16 protein-coding genes and 1 pseudogene are annotated in these 19,103 nt (G+C 47.3%); 4 read left to right on the top strand and 13 right to left on the bottom strand.

The annotated features are described in order from the left end of the window. Window positions 1-8 precede the first annotated feature (8 nt). The 7 genes and pseudogenes from tagH to ACZGCQ_RS00760 all read right to left on the bottom strand — a co-directional run. Window positions 9-749 (bottom strand): annotated as a pseudogene (gene tagH / locus ACZGCQ_RS00790) (teichoic acids export ABC transporter ATP-binding subunit TagH); the annotation flags it as partial. A gap of 11 nt (window positions 750-760) precedes the next feature. Then, complete coding sequence (locus ACZGCQ_RS00785; protein ID WP_023467468.1) at window positions 761-1,561, bottom strand: ABC transporter permease; 801 nt, start codon at window positions 1,559-1,561, stop codon at window positions 761-763. Beyond that, entirely contained in the window at window positions 1,558-2,850 is a 1,293-nt protein-coding gene (locus tag ACZGCQ_RS00780) for a nucleotide sugar dehydrogenase (protein WP_481265104.1), read from the bottom strand. The genes ACZGCQ_RS00785 and ACZGCQ_RS00780 overlap by 4 nt, the downstream gene beginning before the upstream one ends. A gap of 278 nt (window positions 2,851-3,128) precedes the next feature. Further along, on the bottom strand, window positions 3,129-4,382 hold the full coding sequence (locus ACZGCQ_RS00775; RefSeq protein ID WP_481265103.1) for a glycosyltransferase: 1,254 nt from the start codon (window positions 4,380-4,382) through the stop codon (window positions 3,129-3,131). Further along, entirely contained in the window at window positions 4,379-5,695 is a 1,317-nt protein-coding gene (locus ACZGCQ_RS00770; RefSeq protein ID WP_481265102.1) for a glycosyltransferase family 4 protein, read from the bottom strand. Before ACZGCQ_RS00770 ends, ACZGCQ_RS00775 begins: the two co-directional genes overlap by 4 nt. Then, window positions 5,590-6,594, bottom strand: coding sequence for a class I SAM-dependent methyltransferase (locus ACZGCQ_RS00765; protein ID WP_481265101.1), 1,005 nt, complete (start codon window positions 6,592-6,594; stop codon window positions 5,590-5,592). The genes ACZGCQ_RS00770 and ACZGCQ_RS00765 overlap by 106 nt, the downstream gene beginning before the upstream one ends. Next, window positions 6,591-9,215 carry a glycosyltransferase gene (locus ACZGCQ_RS00760; protein WP_481265100.1) on the bottom strand — a complete coding sequence of 875 codons (2,625 nt, stop codon included), beginning with the start codon at window positions 9,213-9,215 and terminating at the stop codon, window positions 6,591-6,593. The genes ACZGCQ_RS00765 and ACZGCQ_RS00760 overlap by 4 nt, the downstream gene beginning before the upstream one ends. A 287-nt stretch (window positions 9,216-9,502) precedes the next feature. On the opposite strand from ACZGCQ_RS00760, the gene ACZGCQ_RS00755 reads away from it, so the two are divergent. Continuing rightward, complete coding sequence (locus ACZGCQ_RS00755; RefSeq protein WP_023467459.1) at window positions 9,503-9,667, top strand: hypothetical protein; 165 nt, start codon at window positions 9,503-9,505, stop codon at window positions 9,665-9,667. A gap of 58 nt (window positions 9,668-9,725) precedes the next feature. Here ACZGCQ_RS00755 and ACZGCQ_RS00750 read toward each other — a convergent pair whose 3' ends face one another. Continuing rightward, a complete protein-coding gene (locus ACZGCQ_RS00750) occupies window positions 9,726-10,721 on the bottom strand; it encodes an NADP-dependent oxidoreductase (RefSeq protein WP_481265099.1) in 996 nt (331 codons plus the stop codon). Between the two features lie 188 nt (window positions 10,722-10,909). Between ACZGCQ_RS00750 and ACZGCQ_RS00745 the strand changes: the two genes are divergently transcribed. Then, window positions 10,910-11,968: a PTS sugar transporter subunit IIC gene (locus tag ACZGCQ_RS00745; protein WP_029341015.1), complete on the top strand. Its 1,059-nt coding sequence runs from the start codon at window positions 10,910-10,912 to the stop codon at window positions 11,966-11,968. A gap of 86 nt (window positions 11,969-12,054) precedes the next feature. On the opposite strand, the gene ACZGCQ_RS00740 is transcribed toward ACZGCQ_RS00745, so the two are convergent. The 3 genes from ACZGCQ_RS00740 to ACZGCQ_RS00730 form a co-directional block, all read right to left on the bottom strand. After that, window positions 12,055-12,684, bottom strand: coding sequence for an HAD family hydrolase (locus tag ACZGCQ_RS00740; protein ID WP_481265098.1), 630 nt, complete (start codon window positions 12,682-12,684; stop codon window positions 12,055-12,057). Window positions 12,685-12,697: 13 nt separating this feature from the next. Next, window positions 12,698-13,261, bottom strand: coding sequence for a DedA family protein (locus ACZGCQ_RS00735; protein ID WP_481265097.1), 564 nt, complete (start codon window positions 13,259-13,261; stop codon window positions 12,698-12,700). 131 nt (window positions 13,262-13,392) lie between these two features. Next, the gene (locus ACZGCQ_RS00730; RefSeq protein ID WP_047396354.1) at window positions 13,393-13,827 is read right to left on the bottom strand and encodes a YkvA family protein; all 435 of its coding nucleotides are present in this window, start codon (window positions 13,825-13,827) and stop codon (window positions 13,393-13,395) included. A 137-nt stretch (window positions 13,828-13,964) separates the two neighbouring features. Between ACZGCQ_RS00730 and ACZGCQ_RS00725 the strand changes: the two genes are divergently transcribed. Together ACZGCQ_RS00725 and ACZGCQ_RS00720 are read left to right on the top strand one after the other, a co-directional pair. Then, entirely contained in the window at window positions 13,965-14,714 is a 750-nt protein-coding gene (locus ACZGCQ_RS00725) for an SDR family NAD(P)-dependent oxidoreductase (protein WP_481265096.1), read from the top strand. 334 nt (window positions 14,715-15,048) lie between these two features. Further along, entirely contained in the window at window positions 15,049-16,296 is a 1,248-nt protein-coding gene (locus ACZGCQ_RS00720; protein ID WP_481265095.1) for a murein hydrolase activator EnvC family protein, read from the top strand. Window positions 16,297-16,360: 64 nt separating this feature from the next. Here the strand turns inward: ACZGCQ_RS00720 and ACZGCQ_RS00715 are convergent, their stop codons facing one another. After that, the gene (locus ACZGCQ_RS00715; protein WP_481265094.1) at window positions 16,361-18,010 is read right to left on the bottom strand and encodes a methyl-accepting chemotaxis protein; all 1,650 of its coding nucleotides are present in this window, start codon (window positions 18,008-18,010) and stop codon (window positions 16,361-16,363) included. Next, on the bottom strand, window positions 18,007-18,981 hold the full coding sequence (locus tag ACZGCQ_RS00710) for a BMP family lipoprotein (RefSeq protein ID WP_481265093.1): 975 nt from the start codon (window positions 18,979-18,981) through the stop codon (window positions 18,007-18,009). The genes ACZGCQ_RS00715 and ACZGCQ_RS00710 overlap by 4 nt, the downstream gene beginning before the upstream one ends. Window positions 18,982-19,103: the final 122 nt, after the last annotated feature.

Raw genomic sequence — 19,103 nt, 5'->3', positions numbered from 1 at the left:
TGGGAGGCTTGCTTTTTTGATAACTGTTTGTACCAATATAAATATTTATTGTATTCAGCCAACGTTTCATTCGTCGGACCAAATAGACGGACTTCCCCGTATTCCAACCAAAGGATTTTTGTACAGAAACTCTTTACCTGACTGAGCGAATGACTGACGAAAAAAATCGTTTTCCCTTGATCGCGGAATTCACGCATCTTATCGAGGCACTTTTCAGTAAACGTTTGGTCTCCGACTGAGAGTGCTTCGTCGATGATCAAGATGTCTGGATTGATATGAATCGAGATGGCAAAACCAATCCGAGCTCGCATGCCACTCGAATATGTTTTGACCGGCTGATCGATGAACTCCCCGATATCAGCAAACTCTAGGATTTCTGGAGTAATCGACTCGATTTGTCGCTTCGTTAAGCCCATCATCAGCCCTTTTAATTCAATGTTATCTCGCCCTGTCAGTTGACTGTTCAATCCGCTAGAGATGGCAATCAATGCTGACTTTCCACCCAATGTGACTCGACCGTACGTCGGTGGTGTTACGTTAGCAAGCAGATGCGATAGTGTCGATTTCCCACTTCCGTTGATGCCAACGACACCGACGATTTCTCCCTCTTCCACAGAAAAAGAGACGTTCTTTAGAGCATAGAACGATTTTCCATTCACCTTACCGAACAACACTTCCTTTAGCTTGTCGATCGGTCGGGCATAGAGCATGTACCGTTTCGATACATTCTCAAACACGACATGACCCATCGTTCTCCCTCCTATACGTAATCGATGAAATAGCGTCGGAATCGAATGTGAATCGATGCTCCAACAAGTAAGATTGCGAGCGTCATACACCAGAAGTACACGCCATACCACATATGATCGAGCAGATAGCCCGTTCCGATGAGTGCTGAGCGATACCCCTCAATCAAATAAACGAGTGGGTTTAACATTAACAACATCTTGAATAACGAGTGATCTGGCGGAATCCACATGATTGGCGTTAAATACATCAACATCCGAATGGCAGATGTCACCATGTTTTGCACGTCTCGAATCATCGTTGCAAGCGCGGACAACAATAAGGAGACCGCATAGAGGAACACAACACCCGCCGGTACGATATACAAGAGTTCAAACGTATGCCATCCCGGGAAGTAACCGAAGGCACACCCTAAAATGATCGTTAAGGCAATCATCGCTAAGTGGCGATAGAATTGTGCCAAGATGACGTACGCTGGAATCGTACTCAATGGAAAGTGCATCTTTGAGACGAGCGCGACCCGACCATAAATCGATCGAGAACCACTTGGAATCGTACTACCGATAAAGAACCAAGCAATCAATCCGCTGACGAGCCAAAAGACGAACGGAATCCCATCGACTGGATGCCCACCACGAATCCCGAAGCCGAATACGACCCAGTACACACCGATTTGGAGAAGTGGCGTCATGATTTCCCAAAACCAACCAAGGTATTGCATGCTATATTGACTCTTTGTTTCATAAAGCGAGAGCCGAAAGATCAGATATAGATGATCCTTCAACTCTCCCCCAATCGTTCGTAACGCGTTCATATCGCTTTCGCATCCACTTCCGTCACGCGGTGCGTATGCAAATTACCGAAGTTCAGGACTTTGACAGCGTCGAGCTCATTGACGATCCCTTTCGTATCAAAGAGTAACGGTGTCCGCATGTAGTTTGCGAGACGACGTGAATCGAATTGTTTGAATTCATCGTGGTCGACTAGGACGAGTGCGAGATCAGCGCCTTGAATCGCTTCCAGCTCATCGACGAGTTCGAAACGTGTCGAAATCGAGCGTTCGACGTGCGGATCACAGACAGCGACGTCAAGTCCACGGTCGAGTAATTGTTCAATGACTTCGACAGCTGGACTCTCGCGCATGTCGTCGACGTTTCCTTTATACGTGACACCAAAGACAGCGATTTTCGGACGGACACGCGAACCGACGAGACGCGCTGCTTGTTCGGCAACGAATTGTGGCATCTGAACGTTCGTTTGACGCGCGGTATGAATGATACGCGCGAGCGATGGAGCTTTTGCGACGATGAAGTACGGATCCACTGCGAGACAGTGACCACCCACTCCCGGTCCCGGATGATGCAAGTTCACCCGTGGGTGCATGTTCGCCATCTCAATCACATCTAAGACGTTGATCTCTAGCTGATGACATACTTGCGTCAATTCATTTGCGAGAGCAATGTTGACATCGCGGAACGTATTCTCCATCAACTTCGACATTTCGGCTGTCTTCGCATCTGTCCGGACGATTTCACCTTGAACGAATGTTTCGTAAACGGCAGCACCTGCCTCCGCACACGCTGGCGTCAATCCACCAACGATTCGGTTATTATGGATAAGTTCATGTAAGATTTGTCCTGGCAAGACACGTTCTGGGCAATGGACGACATAGACGTCTTCACCGATCGTAAAGCCAGCTTCTTCAATCAATGGACGAACATGGTCATCCATCGTACGTGGCGCAATCGTCGATTCGACGATGACGACATTCCCTTTTTCAAGGAATGGTAGCATATTGTTAACCGCTGAAATAACGTATTTCAAATCACATGATTTATACGTATCGTTTAAGTTCGGCGTCGGAACAGCAATTAGGAAAACATCTGCCCGTTCTGGCGTTAGTGTCGCCCGGAATTTTCCGTTGGCGACGACCCGTTTGATGACATCCTCGAGTCCTGGTTCTTCAATATGAATCGTTCCTGTGTTCAGAAGATTGACGATTTGTGGATCGATGTCGACACCTATGACTTCCGTGCCATGATCCGCGAACATCGCAGAAGAAGGTAATCCAATATATCCTAGTCCGATTGTGCAAAGTTTCATTTTGTCATTCCTCCATCGAGTTAGTCATACTAGCCAACGAACGGTCTGTGGCTTGGCTGTAACTAGACCATAACGACATTTCCTTTGCTTTCCAATGCTTCTAACCATCTCTTAAACCATTCTTCACAGACCTTACATTTCCAGCGTTTTCTATTGTTTTTGTAAATCTTATGAAGCTTTCGCGAATCCTTCGTGTCTATTTAAATGAAACAAAACGACTCGTCAGGAATCCGCCTTCATTGCACGTGGATTTCCCTTCGAGTCGTTGACTATTTTCCTTATTTTGCGTCAGATTCCATGAAAATCGAATCATAGACAGCAAGAAGTCGACCTTTTTCTTGCTCCCAGTTGTATTGTGTCCTTGCTACGCTTGCTCGCTCCTGCATCGCCCGTCGCAAGCTCTCATCCTTTACTAGACGATTGACCGCTGTAGCAATATTCTGCGGCGATTCGACATCGACGATTAATCCAATTCCTTCTGTTTCGACGACACGACGGATTTCTGGTAAGTCGGCAGCGATGACAGGAATCAACGCCGCCATGTATTCGAATAGTTTATTCGAAGAAGCAGAATAATGATTGAAACAGACGTTCTGGAGGACTTGAAAGCCGACCGTCGCCGCTGCCGTGTAACTTGGTAGTTCAGCAAGCGGAACCTTCTCAATGAAGCGAATGCGAGACTTTTCCGATGATTGGGCAGCCAGTTGCATCAGTTTTCCTTTTAATTTTCCGTCCCCGACGAAAATCAATGTTCCTCGATCGATGAACGGCATCGCTTCAATGAGTCGCTCCAGTCCGCGTCCTTCTTGGATTCCGCCTTGATACAACAAAATCGGCTCATCTTGAGCAAGCGCTAACTCTTCGCGTAACGGTCGCGGTTGCGGAACAATCGGTTCGTAAAACGGATAATTGTGCAAGACAGACGGTCGTGTTCCGTATAACTTCTGGTGGTAATCCGCACGCGTGTCATTTTCAACGATCGTCTGATCGACGAAATGAAGCAACCAACGTTCTAATTTCCCTTGCATGCTTCCGTATCCTGTCCGATCGGTCTGGACTTCATGCGAATCATAGACGATTTTCGTCCCACGGGCCGCTCCAATCGCTTGTGGTAACGTATTGACATCGTTCGCATGCATGACATCATAATCATGCTTCCTAGCAGCTCGTGTCATACGCAGAATGCCGAAACTGTTGTAAAGGGCGTAACGGATGAACCGACTTCGCATGAGTAAAAAGAGCACAAGCATCACGGGAATGAGCCATGGTGCAAGAAGAGCACCCATCAAACCGACAGCAAGGGTCCGTTTTTTCCGTTTACGAAAGAACGGGAGCCACCTCGCAAAAGGTGGCGTCCGGTCAATTCGAATGACGCGAAACCCTGACATCGGGCATTCGACTTCTGGAAGTGTGCCGTCATTTAGGCAGTATAGGTCCACGCGGTGCCCTGCTTCGACGAGTGCCGTACATTCACGTAAGACTCGGGCGTCATTCGTAAAGGGATTCCAAACAAACATTCCAATGCGCTTCATTCTGCGACCGCCTTTCGCGCCTGTGTTCGTTCGATGGCTTCGAACAAGCGCTGTTCATTTTGTTCCCAATCAAAATGGCGTTGGACGTATGCCACACCTGCGCGTCCCATCGCTGCACGTTTTTCTGGATTTCGTGATAACTCGAGAATATGATCGACGATCTCCTCTTTTTTCCGCTGGACAGACACATAACCCGCTCCTGCCTCTTCAATGACATGCGCTGCGTGTCCGGATACCGCTCCGACGATGGCACACCCCATCGCCATGTAGTCAATGATTTTACCGGGTGTCACCGTATCGAATGCTGTACTTTCGACGAGTGTCGCAAAGGCGATGTCACTCTTTGCCAGTTGTTTCAACGCATCCCAACGCGGCATCGCGTCAAGAAACTCGATGTTCGTCAATCCACGTTCCTTGACGAGTCGTTCGAACGTTTGCTTGTGATAACCGTAACCGACGACTTGAAAGCAGATATCCTGCTCTTGTTGAAGTTCCTGTGCGACGTCCAGCAACAAAAACACATCTTGCGCGAGTCCGATATTCCCCGTATATACGACACGTACTTGTTCCGACACTTTTCGCCGTTTAATCAACCACTCGTTTTCCTCGATCGAGTTCGGAATGTAATGAATTTTTTCGGGTGCGATACCACGCCCTTCAATGTACGATCGAAACCCTTCACTATTAATGACCAATTGATCTGCCTGACGATACATCCACTTTTCAAGCCAGTAGAGCGGAGTCAATAACAAACGCGAATTCGTGATGCCGACGCCAATCAGCGACTCCGGCCATAAATCGCGTACATCGAGAATCAATGGCGCCTTTTTGACATGTTTCGCGACGACCCCGACGAGTCCCATGAAGATGGATGGTGTCGTCGCATAGATGTAGGCGTAGGATTTCGGGTCATGTCGCACCTCTTTTACTGCAAGCACGAATTGTTCCACGAATAAGCGAAGGCGCCGCCATAAATTGTTCGTCGCCCGGACGTCACGTGGTTGGATACGGGTTACATGTGCCGTATCCAAGCTCGGCTCATCCCAGAACATTGAATCCGTATAAAGTTCTGCCGTCGGATAGAGCGGTTCTGACGTCAGAACATGGACGTCACTTCCCGCTTGTTCCATCCGCTTGAAGATATTCTTCATTCGGTTTGCCGCACTCCCGATTTCCGGATAAAAATTTTGACAAATCATCAAGACGTTCATCGACGACTCCGGCGCTGCTTGAGTTGACGTCGGAACTTCCAGTAGCGGACGACGATTTTTCCGAGCTTTGATCGTGCGAGTGAGCGGTATTTTGATTTCCATGATGCATTCGCCTCCAGCAGTTCCAGATTTGCCACCAATGCCCCTTCGAATCGATCAAGCAGTGCGGCATATTGTTCTTCAAGCACCTTGTATTGTTCACGCTGTTCCTGTAGTTGCTGTTCCTGACGTAACGATTCTGCTTGTGCCTGCTCTACTACATCTGTTTGTTCCCCTAACCGCTGAACTTTTCGTTCTAGAGTCTGTTGCTTGCGTTTTAAGTCAATGATCGTTGCGAGATGCAATCGCTCCACCTCTTCAAAGGCGTCTTCGAGCCATTCAACTTCCTCCGGTAAAATCGAGCGACCAGATTGAAGTTCCGGATAGACTTGAATCGTGATTCCAAGCCACTTATCGATCCGCTCGACCGTTTCGATTTTACCGAAAGGTGTCAATTGCTCAAGCAGTCGATTTAAATAATACGTCCGTTTATGATCCGCATAATCGTTCACTCCGAATGGGACTGTGATGACCAGTCGTCCTTTTGGTGCGATGAACGAGACGGCACGAGCGATGAAGCGTTCCGGCTCCCCGATATGTTCCAGTACTTCCGTCATTAAGACTGTATCGAATTGAATATCAGGTGTGTATGTCATGACATTCGCTTCATGTAATTCCACCTTTTCTTTAACGGATGTCGGTTCCTCGAGCAACGCTTGTTTGGCTTCAATGATCGCTTCTGGTAATACATCGATCCCAACGACATGTTTCCCTTCGCGTCCAAGCAAAATTGGAACGACTCCGCCTGAACAACCGATATCTAAAATGTGCTCCCCTTTTGCTTGTCGTACGATCCAGTGAACACGCGCGCGGACTTTTTTACCGAATCCACCGCCTAACTGATCGTAGTAGGCCGCCCGGATTTGATCTTTTGGTCGTGCTGTTTTCATCGATGCCGTCATTTCTGCACCTCCTCAAGTAATAGATGTTGAAGCCGATCTGTTTCCTGTCGATCCGCAAGCTCCATGAATCGACGGATCAACGGATTCGTCAACGTGATCGGTTCATAGAAACTGATGATCGTACGTAGCAATGCGACACTCGGTGCGAAATCCTTATCACTGCAGTAGCGTAACTTGACGAGATACCAATGCTCGAAGAAATGCTCGAATCGTGTTTGCTTATATTCCTCTAGCACTCCATAACGGGCGAATTTTTCTGCTCGTGCCCGCTCTCGGACGACACTTCGTTCAAAGAATTTCACCGTCAAGGCATTCACGGTCGATCCGGCAACCGCTGCATAATAATAATGAATGACCCGATTGACAAGTAAGACACGGTTCGCACGGAGCATCAATTCTTGGAAGAACAAGGAGTCCTGACCGACCGCACCGACGACTTGCTCCAATTGATGTTCAAGCAAGAAGGTACGACGGACGACGAGTGCTTGAATGCTTTGTACCGCAAACCGATGTTTCAATAGAAAAGCTTTCGGATCCTCGCAAACCGTTTGTCCTTGTTTACGAATCGTCGGTAAGGCGATGATACTCGTCTTCTCGGCAAGCTTTTTCATATGCCCCGCCACAAAATCAAGTGATGGATCTTTTTCTAGTTCTTGAAGCAAAAAGGCATATCGATCACTGAGTACCTCGTTATCCGGATCAAGGAACGTCACATAGTCAGCTCGTGCCATCTCGACTCCTTTGTTACGTGGACGTGAAGCACTACCGCTTCCGCCTGTCTCGAAGAAATAAGTTCTGACATTTCCATAGCGTCGTGCGAGACGCTCTACCGCTTGACGTGTCGCAACATCCGTTGATCCATCATCTACGAGTAAAATCTCTGACTCCATGAATCGATCCATCCGCGTTAGACTGGCGAAACATTTATACGTGAGGTGTTTTCCATTGTTATAGATCGGAACGACGACCGACAGTTGCGGGGTCTGATTCGTCGGAACTACCGCCTGCTCGTTCCACTCCAATTGATCGAGCAATAGTGTTTTTCCGTTCAGTTCACCTGCTTGGAACATGTCATATCCGATAGCTGATCGCCAAACAATCGCACCGTTTCGACTACCGCTCATCTCTTGTACATGATACGGATGCTCGCTTCCCTTTCGGACGATGCTCGCATCGCTATATTTAAAGCCATTCACGAGGTCCTCTAAATAATATTCGCCGTAAGATTCCTCTCCATCCATCCAAGCAACGAGATCGGCTTGATTATAGGTTTGCTCCGTCAACGTATCCGATGAGACGATTTCATCTGGTGTGAGACTTTGGCGATCGATTGCGTTACGGATGGCTTCCCCGTCTTGAGCGACAACGACTAATAAGCGATGTTCCCGTGTCTCAGGTACTCGTCCAATGAACGCTAGAATCTGATCCATCCGTTCGAAGACTGTATGTTCCGTCATGACGGCACGAAGTCCTTCTGCTCGCAATCGTTCGATTTCTTCTTGCGACGTACGTTCTACGATCGCCGTCGCCTCCTGTGCGTCATGTACGGTGAAGATGTTTGGGAACTCATTGTTGACGGCGATACTGTAATTCGACAGGATCAAATTCCCGAGTGCTTGCGATTCATAGACGCGACGGGCACACATCGTTTTGCTGTATTTGATGCTATTCAGGTTCAAGACCCAGTCATAACATTTACTGACTTGTTGTAAGGCATCATAAGGAATCGCTGGTGCGACCCGTGATTGATAACGTTCCGGAAACTGATAAGCCGGTAAGTCAAGATGATAATTCCGGTCCACGATATCGAGTTCGTGCGAAGACTGCATCACCCCATCAAACAACATCTCCGTGTCTTTGACACGCTCCGGATATTTCGCCATCCAGCTACCGGCAAATAAAACGCCCTTCTTTCGGCTACGCGTTGCTCCGATCGGATTGTGAATCAATGGATTGACACCAAACGGCATTGCCATGATCCGGTCATGTCCACATAAGACGCGGTATTCAGGAATCATCGCCTCATCTGAAGTCAGGACATAATCGGCAGCTTGAGCCACGTCTTGAAACCGTTCATGGTTGCTCGGATCTTCCGTCGATTGAAAGACGACTGGAATTCCTTTAGCTTTGACTTCCTGCATCATTGACAGCAACCGTTGGCGTTTTTTTGAATTCGGTGTGGCGACACCTTTCCAATCGCCTCCTCGTAACCCCTTCCATGAAGAGACGACTAAAAAGAGATCAATCTCGCGCTCGAAAACTTCTTCGAATGTGTGCGCATTGACGTAGTGGAGATGAACGGCATCTTCATAATAGGCGTACATGAATTCCGAGCAGACGATCGCCATCTCGATTGGTCGCTTTTCATAGTAACGCGTCGTCGTCCGGACCGGAATCTCCGAGACATCCAATTGGTTCAGCAGTGATGCTTGGCTATTTTGTCGGTAACGTGTCGTCGTGTTATTAGAAGTTCGAACCGTCGGCAGTCGCAAGACCTCTAACTGACGGAGTTTTTTGAGTGCCTCTTTACTTGCGGTCGTCGCGCTTGTTAGTCGTTTTTTCTCTTCGCGGACCCAGTTCAGTTGTTGCATGATTTGTCGTTTCCATTTTTGATCACTCACACGTAAACACCCTTCCTCTTTTCAACTCTTTCTTAGTCTACGGAAGCAGTTCAAAGGCTACTTGAAGGACTTGCAAGGTTTTTGTAAAGACTTCATGAAGCTTTTTTGGATTTTCCTTACATTCCATTTCAGTCAACCTGTATTTCCTAGGAAATCGACCACTTTCGCTTTCTTGTCCGTGGAAGTCATTCACATGTTTTCAAAAACGAATCCTATGCACCCTCATTGTTTTGGATTTAAAAAACGGGGAAACATTACTACGTACTGATAAAAGGAGATGACTGGACATGTTAAACGAAAAAAATCATGATTTACCAGATGAAAAGGCAGACGTTGGTCTTCACCCGGATCCTGATCCAGCTGAGACATCAGATCCCGGCATCAAGCCTGCGGAAACACAACATCCGGATCCTGATCCGGAAGAACTCGAGCGCGATCGAAAAGATTCATGAATCTCACGCCATAGAAAAAGAGGTTGCGGAAATGATTCCGTAACCTCTTTTGGCATATTTACTTCACTTTTACTAATAGTTTCCCTGTGTTCGAACCATCAAACAATCCGAGGAAAGCATCTGGTACACGATCGAATCCTTCGAAGATCGTCTCTTCGTATTGTAACTTCCCTTCGCTGACCCATTGACCGAGTTGCTCAGCTGCTTCTTTGAATCGTTTACCGTAATCACCCACAAGGAAACCTTGCATGCGCGCACGCGCGATGATTAATTTCGATTGAACACGAGGACCAATGTCCTGTTGTGCGTTATAACCGGAAATGGCACCACAAACCGGTACCCGCGCAAATGGATTGAGTCGATCAAGGACTGCATCACCGATCTCCCCACCGACGTTTTCAAAATAGACATCGATGCCGTCTGGACATGTCCGGTCTAATGCTTCCCGGATGTCTTCCGTTTTATAATTGATGACTTCATCAAAACCAAGATCTGCTTTTAAGTGTTGTAGCTTTTCGTCACTTCCTGCGATTCCGACGACACGAGCACCCTTGATTTTAGCAATTTGACCAACGATCGATCCGACAGCCCCTGCTGCTGCCGATACGACGACCGTTTCCCCTGGTTGTGGATTCCCGATATCAAGCAATCCGAAATACGCTGTCATCCCTGTCATTCCGAGAACACCGAGTGCTGTTGAGATCGGTGCGATCTGCTCATCGATTTTACGAACGGTTTTCGCATCGACGACTGCTTTTGTTGCCCAATCGAGCATCCCGACGACGACATCGCCTGACTTGAGCGCTTCACTTTTAGACTCAATGACTCGCGCAACGACACCCCCGTGAATCGGTTCATCAATCTCAAACGGTTGCGAGTAAGAGCGCGCATCATTCATACGTCCCCGCATGTATGGATCGACCGAGATATAGAGTGACTCCAGTGCGACTTGCCCTTCCTTCAGCTCTGCTAACTCAAATGATTCATAACGGAATGTTTCCCCTGTTGGTTTTCCGTTTGGTCGTGCCGCCAATACGATACGTTGTTCTGACATGATTCATGACCTCCTCTTTCAATGTACTTCCTCACTGTAACAATTCCGTTTCTGAAAGACGAATCCTTTGCTTGTTTGGAATTTTCTAACTTTTTCTTGACGCCTGCCTTTGCTTGCCGTAAGATAAAACACAATTCATAACTTTTATACTGTTATGCATAAAAGCATTACATAAGGAGAGGACTTGTATGGATTCATCTATTTTGCGTCAGCCGCGTCAATTTGCCGTTCATGTTTTAAACGGACTCAGTATCGGAATTCTCGTTGCCCTTATTCCAGGAGCACTACTCGGTGAACTCGCTAAGGCATTGTTGCCATACGTCTCTGGTGCCCAACATGTTTTAGATGCTACAACACTCGCGATGCGCCTTTTGCCGATGGTGATTGGTGTTGCCGTAGCGATGCAATTTAAAGTGACACCGATTGCCACCACCTCGATCGGACTCGCGACAGTCGTTGGATCAGGTGTTGCGACTCGTGCAGATGCGACCTTCGTCTTCGTCGGTACAGGAGACGTCATCAATGCTGGTCTGACGGCAGCTGTTGCGACGGCAATCGTCTTATTGATCGGTGAACGTTTCAAAACGTACACGGTGCTTGTCATGCCGACGATTTTGATTGTTGGAGCCGGTGGAATCGGTGTTTTGACATATCCGTTCGTGACACGGATCACGACAGCGATCGGACATGTCATCTCAGACTTTACGGCACTTCAACCCGTCTTAATGGGTATTCTGATTGCCGTCGCCTTTTCCGTGCTCATCGTCTCTCCGCTTTCAACGGTCGGCATTGCGACAGCGATCAGTTTATCGGGTGTTGCTGCCGGAGCTGCGAACCTAGGCGTCTGTGCCGCTGGATTTGGTCTTGCGATCGCCGGATGGCAAGCGAATTCACGTGGAACGTCGATTGCTCACTTCCTTGGTTCTCCTAAAATCCAGATGGCGAACTTCATTCGTAATCCCTTGATGATTCTTCCTGTCATGTGTAGTGCCGCAATACTTGGTGCACTAGCAGGAATGCTCGGCGTCCAAGGTACGCCGTTCAGTGCCGGATTCGGAATGTCTGGTCTAATCGGTCCGATCAACGCGTTACATCTGATGTCGGGAGGATGGACAGTGTTTAACATGACATTCGTGCTCGGACTGTTCATCGTCTTGCCGGTCATCCTTTGTCTGTTGTTCCATCTACTCTTCCGAAGATTCCGTCCATGGATGAGCGCAGAACCATACCGACTGGATTTTGAGTAAGTTCATCTTTAGTCATTCTTTCATCACAAAAAAAGCCAAGCCGACCGTCTAAAAGATCGACGGATCGGCTTGGCTTTTTGATGCACTTATTTGATCACTGTCAGTAAGTCAAGCGGTGTCTCGATGACATGGTCCGCCGAATCCCACTCGGATTGTGTACCAAAACCGTATTGGCATAAGACGACTGGCATGTTTTCCTTACGAGCCGCTTCGACATCGGAAGACCGATCCCCGATCATCCAGTAAGTCGCTTCCCCAAACTCCTCACGGTGCGCTCGCAAGATATCCGCCTTTTCTTTCCCATTGACGGATTCCAAGCATTTCGGACTCGTGAAGAACGAACGAATATCCTGGCTATCCAGCACAAGGTTTAGATAGTGATTGCCACAATTACTTGCTGTTGAAATGGTATGACCCGCGGACACTAGCGCTTCTAACAAGGTTCGAATTCCGTCGAACAAGACGTTCTGTTCCACCATCGTCGCTTCTAGATGACCATGTCTTTTTTTGCGGATTAACCGAATATCCTCTTCTGAAGCCTCTGGAATCGCCTTACGCCAAAAAGCACTTCCCGCCAACCCATAACTTGCTTGTACACTAGCTTGAGGAGGTTTTGGAAGATGCGGCATGTCCTCCATCGCCCGATGGATTGCTTCTGTCATCTGTTCCGTTGAATCAATCAATGTACCGTCAATATCGAATAAGATAATTGCCATGTTCCCACTCCTTTTACATCTCTTTTTTTGCTTTTCTCTTTTTTTGTATCAAATAGACGACCGTAATCAGCACGCCTAAACCAATCCAAACGATTGGATGATTAAGATGATGCAATCTTCGCCATTCATGGCCGACGGCTTTCCCGCCCCAAATAAAGATGGTCGACCACAGCAAGAAAGAAATCGTCGTCACGACGGTAAACGTCCAGCGCGAGACGCCAGTCAACCCCGCACCAATCGCAAATCCGATGCGCCACATTGGAGACAGAAGAAGGATATAGCGTCCCTTTGTCTCCATTTGTGTCTGAAACTGGAGCATTTTCGTTTCCGAAATCCGAAACCATTTAAATAAACGATTCAATAACCGTTCACTCCCGAACTGACCAATCGTAAAGAAGAGGTTTTGACTGATGACGAAGCTCACTACAGCGAGGAACAACATGAATAGTAGATTCGCCTGTGCGGTATGCACGAGATATCCGGCATACGCGAGCGGTACTTCGCTCGGTATGAATGGAAACATGAGCGTCATCATGATTCCAATATAACCGTATGATTCCATCCAGTGATGTCCCATCTTCGTCCCTCCTCTCTCTTTACCAACTATTTCTAGTGTATCGAAATTTCAAGAAGGCGTACAGGAAACGGCTCTTTGTGGACAAAGAAGAGCGACTTCTGGTGTGAAGTCGCTCGGATCATCTAATTTAATTAATACGCGTCCTCACTTTGTACTGGTTGTGTACGACGCTTTTGTTGTTCATCCTGCCAGTCGCTGAAACGTGTCAATTCTTCGAAGACTGTTTTTGTGACGAAGAGGATGACCGCGATATCGTCTGCAAAACCGAATCCGAGTACAAAATCAGGTACGAGGTCAATCGGTGACACGAGGTAAATCAACGCGCCGATTACTTTTAAGATCGTTGTACGACGAATGTTACGGTATTCACCTGATTGGTACGCGCGAATCATATCGACGAACAACGTCAACGGCGAGAAGACGACGGACAAACGAGAGTTACTGTTCACCTTCGCAGTTGCGCGTTGTAACAGCGAGTTCGTCTTTTCCGGACGATCGATATAATCTTTTGCATCTTCGGCATATTGATGTTCTTGTTTTTCTAATTGTTGATTTGAGAATTTCATTCCTATTTTCCCCCATTCTAAAGTAACTTCAACGCTTTTCTATTTCCCTGTTCCTACGGATGATAATCCTGTCAGGTTTCAGGATATGATGGAACGGTAAAAAAGGGAGAGAAGCGTTACAGAAAGGATGATTTTTTATGAATCATGTTAATCAAACCGTCATCATTACAGGAGCCGCGAATGGAATTGGTGCAGAACTCGCCCGCACCTACGCTGCGCAAGGCGCAAATGTCGTTCTTGCTGACATCGATCAGATGACAGGAGACGAACTGGTCCAACAAATCGAAGAAGATGGAGGGACGGCTTACTTCTATCACTTGGATATCCAACATGAAAAAGACGTTCAACTATTAATCGAAAAGGCGATTGAACATACTGGTCGCATCGATATTGTTATCAACAACGCCGGTATCATGATCCGAAAACCGCTCCTTGAATTGTCGCTTGAGGAATGGGATCGGGTTCACCATACGAACCTGCGCAGCATCTTCCTAACGACCAAGGCGGCTACACCCTATTTGAAACAAAGCAAAAGTGGTGGTCGCATCATCAACCTCTCTTCGACTCGTGCCTTCATGTCGGAGCCGCATACGGAGTCCTATGCATCGACGAAAGGTGGTATTTTCGCACTGACACATGCACTCGCTGTCTCACTAGGAGAAGACGGCATTCTCGTCAACGCGATTGCTCCGGGTTGGATTGAAACCGGTGACTATCAAGAATTATCACCCGAAGACCATAGTCAACATCCAGCCGGCCGTGTTGGAAAACCAAGTGATGTCGCTCGAGCCGCTCTTTATCTAACACATCCAGATAATGATTTCTTGACCGGCGAAACACTAGTCTTAGACGGTGGGATGACACGAAAGATGATTTATGAGGAATGATTCGGATGGAGTGCCTTTCGGGGCACTTTTTCATTTTATAAAAACTATACTTATACCTTTTTCAAACATTAATAAACCTTCTATTTATATGATGTTACAAAAATATATCTTCTGACATCATTCGGAAATCAATCAATTACACATTGATTTTTCCTTTCATATCAATATTTTCTACTTATACTTCTGTTCACGCATTATTATTTTCATAAATTCTTCATACTTTTCGCTAGCTTCTCTTGCATTTTTTTAAAAGAATTGTAAAGTGGATTTTCCGATTTTCTTGTTAGAGTGGGAAAGGTAACACTTCACAAGGGAAAGGAATGACGCTTAGTTTATGAAACGACCTTTCGGAAAGTCACTTGGGCTATCGCTCATGACACTCACTCTACTCGCAAGTCCGCTCATGACGACGACTCCCGTCGACGCGGCAAGTTCATATAAAGAGAAGCAACAACAAAACCAGCAACAACAATCGAAGCAACGCGACGCATTGTCTCAAAAAAATAATCAATTATCTAAAGCACAGCAGCAAGTCTACGCGCTTGATCAACAAATCAATGGGCTGACATTACAAGTCGTCGAGAATCAAAAGAAGATCGACGAAAACACGAAACAGATCGCTCGATTAGAAGACAAGATCGAGAAGTTACAAAAGAAAATCAAGAAACAAGAAAAAATGCTCGGTGATCGTCTGGCGGTCCGTCAGTCGAAAGCAGATAACGCTCCGCTGCTTGAGGCCGTCTTCGGCGCAAAAGATGTCGGTGATATGATTAGCCGTTTCAATGCCTTTAATACAATTGCGGAAAGCGATGCTTCTTTGTTAAAAGATTACGAATCAAACAAAAAGGAACTGGCAGCTGCGAAAGAAGAACTGAAGCAGACACGCCAAGACTTGATTGAAGATCGTAATGTTTTAAAAAAGAAACAACGTGAACTGAAAGAAGAAAAACAAAAACGCACAGCACTGTTGAAACGTTTGACGTCGCAAAAGAAAAAAATCGAATCCAACATCCTCAGCCTGAAAGAGGCATCGGCCCAACTGAAGGCACAGGAAGCAGCTGAAAAAGCAGCAGCACGAGCAGCAAAGGCAGCTGCCGCAAAAGCTGCGAAACAATCGGCAGCACCAGCATCAGTCAGTCAAGCCAGCACGAAAGTCATCTCAAAAGCAAAAGGTAAATTCATTAAACCTGCTCAAGGTTCTGTTTCGCAAGGAATGGGTGCAGCAAGCGGAAGTAATGGTTATGCGTACCACAATGGAACCGACTTCGCTGGTCCACTCAACTCGCCAATCGTCGCTTCGGCTAGTGGAACAGTCATTTTAGCGAGTTCTGGTGGTCCTTACGGCAACCACGTCTATATCTCTCATAATATCGACGGAAAAACGTATACGACCGTATATGCCCATATGAATGCCTTGAACGTCAAACAAGGACAACAAGTCAAACAAGGACAACAAATCGGTGTTCTTGGAAGTACCGGTAACTCGACTGGTCCACACTTGCATTTTGAAATCCACGATGGTGGGTACCAGTATGATGCGAACGGACGGACGAATGAGCTCGACCCAGAAAGCTTCTTCTAAGTCGATTCAAGAAAAAGTGCACGCCTTCTCTTCCCGAGAAAGCGTGCACTTTTTGCTGTGTTCATTAAATTTTGAATTGATGTGTCTGACTATCAAGCGACGTCGTCGTTGACTCGAGTTCTTGCATCAATTGATGAATCTGTTCGAACGATGCCTGTTGATCGCGCATCGAAGCAGCAATCTCTTCATTTCCAGCTGCAAGTTCTTCCATGACGCCACTGACTGTGCTGACTTGACCAACGACATGGCGGGCTTGTTGTTTCGAATGAACGAGTTGTTTCGTCACATAGTCGAGGGTTTCCGTTACACTCGCTACTTTTTGACGCGTCTCGCCGAATGCTTGTTGAACGTGCGTGAAGTTCTCGACCTGGTTTGTCTGCTCCCGCTCCGCTTGTACGAGTGCTTCTTGTAAGACGGCACCGTCCTGACGAATTGAACGGACGAGTGAGAAGATTGAGCGAGTCGCCTCGTGTGTCTCATCCGCTAACTTTTTGACTTCACTTGCTACGACAGCAAATCCACGACCGGCTTCCCCTGCCCGCGCCGCTTCGATTGCCGCATTGAGTGACAATAAGTTCGTCTGTGCGGAGACTCCGGCGACGAGTTGTGCCATCTGCTCGATTTGTTGCGTCTGTTCTAAGAAACCTTCCAGTTTCTGACCGAGTTCGCGGTTTTGTTCCGTTGACGCGCGAAGTGACCGTGCTTGCTGTTCCATGACGGAACTACTTTGAACCATTACGTGATCGGCCGCCTGTCCTTCTGCATAAGCGGTTTGTGCGCGTTGTTCACTCTCTTCAAAGAGCTGTTGCATATCGGACATCGTACTGACTGTCGTCTGGATGTCGTCCGACACTGTTTGTGTCCCACTCGCCATTTCATTGATCGCATGGGTCATGTTACCAGAAACTTCAACGATGTTCGCGTTCTCCGTCGTCGCTTCCGTACTCATCTGACGAATCGTATTCGACGAACGACTGATCGTTCCGATGACCTCATGCAAAGTTCCTTGCATCTGCGCAACCGCTGTCTCGAGTCGACCAATCTCATCTTTTCGACCGGATACGACTAATTCCTGCGATAAGTCTCCGTCCGAAATCTGTTCTGCTGTCCGAACGACACGGCTGATCGGTCGCGTGATGCTACGTGCGAAGTACCAGTTGTATAACGCAAGACCAATCAGGAGAACGAATGTCGCAATCAATACGGTCCGTGTCAAATTCAATGTCTCGTCTTTCGCTTCACGTTGTAAGACATCATAAAACTCTCCATTTTTCGTATGTAACGTGTAGAGATCACTGAGGACACCTTCGATTCGTGCGGCATGGGAGCGAATCTCAATCGGATTCATCGCGTCCGTCAGTTCCGTCCGTTTCACAGCGAGCGTCTTGTATTTCATATCCGCCCGGTTCAACTCTTCTTGGAATGCCGGAATCAAATATGTCTTTTGTAGCTGATTCAATGCTTGTTCGTTCTTTTTACTAAGTGCCTGTACTTGCTCCGCCTGACTTTCAGACGGTTGGCTTGCCAGTCGGTTCCATGCTGCCTGTTCATATAAGAGCTTCGTTTCAAGCTCTGAGATTTCAACGAGCTGTTTCCCGTAATCTTCGTTATAGGACTGAATTTGACGGAGTTGGAACAAAGTCCATCCCATCAAGATGACGACACTCAAAATCGTCACTAACGTGGAGAGTAAAAATCGTTTCCGTAACGTCATTGGATCGTCACCTTACCTTCGAGCACATCTTGTTGTAGCTGCTCTAATTTTTTTCGTTCCCCGTCCGTAAAGTTCGTGTTTCGGATTGGAGCCAACTGGATTGCCCCTTCTTTGACACCCAGGACGACTTGTCCGGACTGTAGACCTTTCGCAGCCACATCTTGTCCGATTTTCGTAATCGCAAGATCAACTTGTTTTAGCATTGACGTCATGACAGCGTCAGGTGCGATTGGGGTTTGGTCGCTATCGACACCGATCGCTTTTTTCCCCTTCGTTTGCGCTGCCTCCAGGACACCGCTTCCCGTCAATCCAGCAGCTGCGTATAATACGTCTGCCTTTTTCTGCATCATTTCGTTTGCGAGCGTCCGTCCCTTTTCGGGCGCTGCAAAGTCTTCAGCATATTCGACGAGTACTTTCGTTTTTGGATTGACCGCTTTAGCGCCAGCTATGTATCCCTTTTCAAACTTCTCGATCAGAGGCGACTTCATCCCACCGATGAAACCAATCGTATTCGTCTTCGTTTGAATCCCTGCAGCCGCACCCGCTAAATAGCTTCCTTCGTCCTCTTTGAACGTAACCGAGAGTACGTTCGGTAACGTCGATACAGCATCAATCAAGGCGAATTGTTGTTTCGGATATTTTTTAGCAACGGTCTCAAGATCCGTCTGCCCCATGAATCCGAGTCCGACGATGACGGTCGGCTTCTTCTTCGCTAACGCTTCGAATGCTACTTTATAGGTCTTCGTTTCGTTCAACTCTCGGTAATCGATTGACCAACCTTCCTTCTCCCGTAACAACGCCATACCGCTCATCGCCGCATCGCTGAATGATTGATCGCCAAGACCCACATCCGACAAGACGACTGCCATTTCCTTTCGCTCTTTGACTGCCCGTTCTGGATCATCGATGACACTGCCGCACCCTGCGAGGCTAAGTGTCGATGCCAGTATGATTCCACTCCACCGTTTCATTCATTCCACATCCTTCCGACATTCTACATCTGATTATCGGAAGCGATGTCTGACTTCTTAATACAAAATTTAAATTCAGAATAGTCCCATAACAAAAAAATGCCCCTCTATAAAAGAGGGAC

It is taken from the genome of Exiguobacterium sp. HSB13 (genome assembly GCF_056764755.1).
The sequence above is the reverse complement of the archived record's forward strand: the minus strand, read 5'-3'. Positions and strand labels throughout refer to the sequence as shown.

Coding starts and splice junctions, on each gene's coding strand:
- ACZGCQ_RS00785 (WP_023467468.1), bottom strand. CDS start 1,561: ATGAACGCGTTACGAACGATTGGGGGAGAGTTGAAGGATCATCTATAT.
- ACZGCQ_RS00780 (WP_481265104.1), bottom strand. CDS start 2,850: ATGAAACTTTGCACAATCGGACTAGGATATATTGGATTACCTTCTTCT.
- ACZGCQ_RS00775 (WP_481265103.1), bottom strand. CDS start 4,382: ATGAAGCGCATTGGAATGTTTGTTTGGAATCCCTTTACGAATGACGCC.
- ACZGCQ_RS00770 (WP_481265102.1), bottom strand. CDS start 5,695: ATGGAAATCAAAATACCGCTCACTCGCACGATCAAAGCTCGGAAAAAT.
- ACZGCQ_RS00765 (WP_481265101.1), bottom strand. CDS start 6,594: ATGACGGCATCGATGAAAACAGCACGACCAAAAGATCAAATCCGGGCG.
- ACZGCQ_RS00755 (WP_023467459.1), top strand. CDS start 9,503: ATGTTAAACGAAAAAAATCATGATTTACCAGATGAAAAGGCAGACGTT.
- ACZGCQ_RS00750 (WP_481265099.1), bottom strand. CDS start 10,721: ATGTCAGAACAACGTATCGTATTGGCGGCACGACCAAACGGAAAACCA.
- ACZGCQ_RS00745 (WP_029341015.1), top strand. CDS start 10,910: ATGGATTCATCTATTTTGCGTCAGCCGCGTCAATTTGCCGTTCATGTT.
- ACZGCQ_RS00740 (WP_481265098.1), bottom strand. CDS start 12,684: ATGGCAATTATCTTATTCGATATTGACGGTACATTGATTGATTCAACG.
- ACZGCQ_RS00735 (WP_481265097.1), bottom strand. CDS start 13,261: ATGGGACATCACTGGATGGAATCATACGGTTATATTGGAATCATGATG.
- ACZGCQ_RS00730 (WP_047396354.1), bottom strand. CDS start 13,827: ATGAAATTCTCAAATCAACAATTAGAAAAACAAGAACATCAATATGCC.
- ACZGCQ_RS00725 (WP_481265096.1), top strand. CDS start 13,965: ATGAATCATGTTAATCAAACCGTCATCATTACAGGAGCCGCGAATGGA.
- ACZGCQ_RS00720 (WP_481265095.1), top strand. CDS start 15,049: ATGAAACGACCTTTCGGAAAGTCACTTGGGCTATCGCTCATGACACTC.
- ACZGCQ_RS00715 (WP_481265094.1), bottom strand. CDS start 18,010: ATGACGTTACGGAAACGATTTTTACTCTCCACGTTAGTGACGATTTTG.
- ACZGCQ_RS00710 (WP_481265093.1), bottom strand. CDS start 18,981: ATGAAACGGTGGAGTGGAATCATACTGGCATCGACACTTAGCCTCGCA.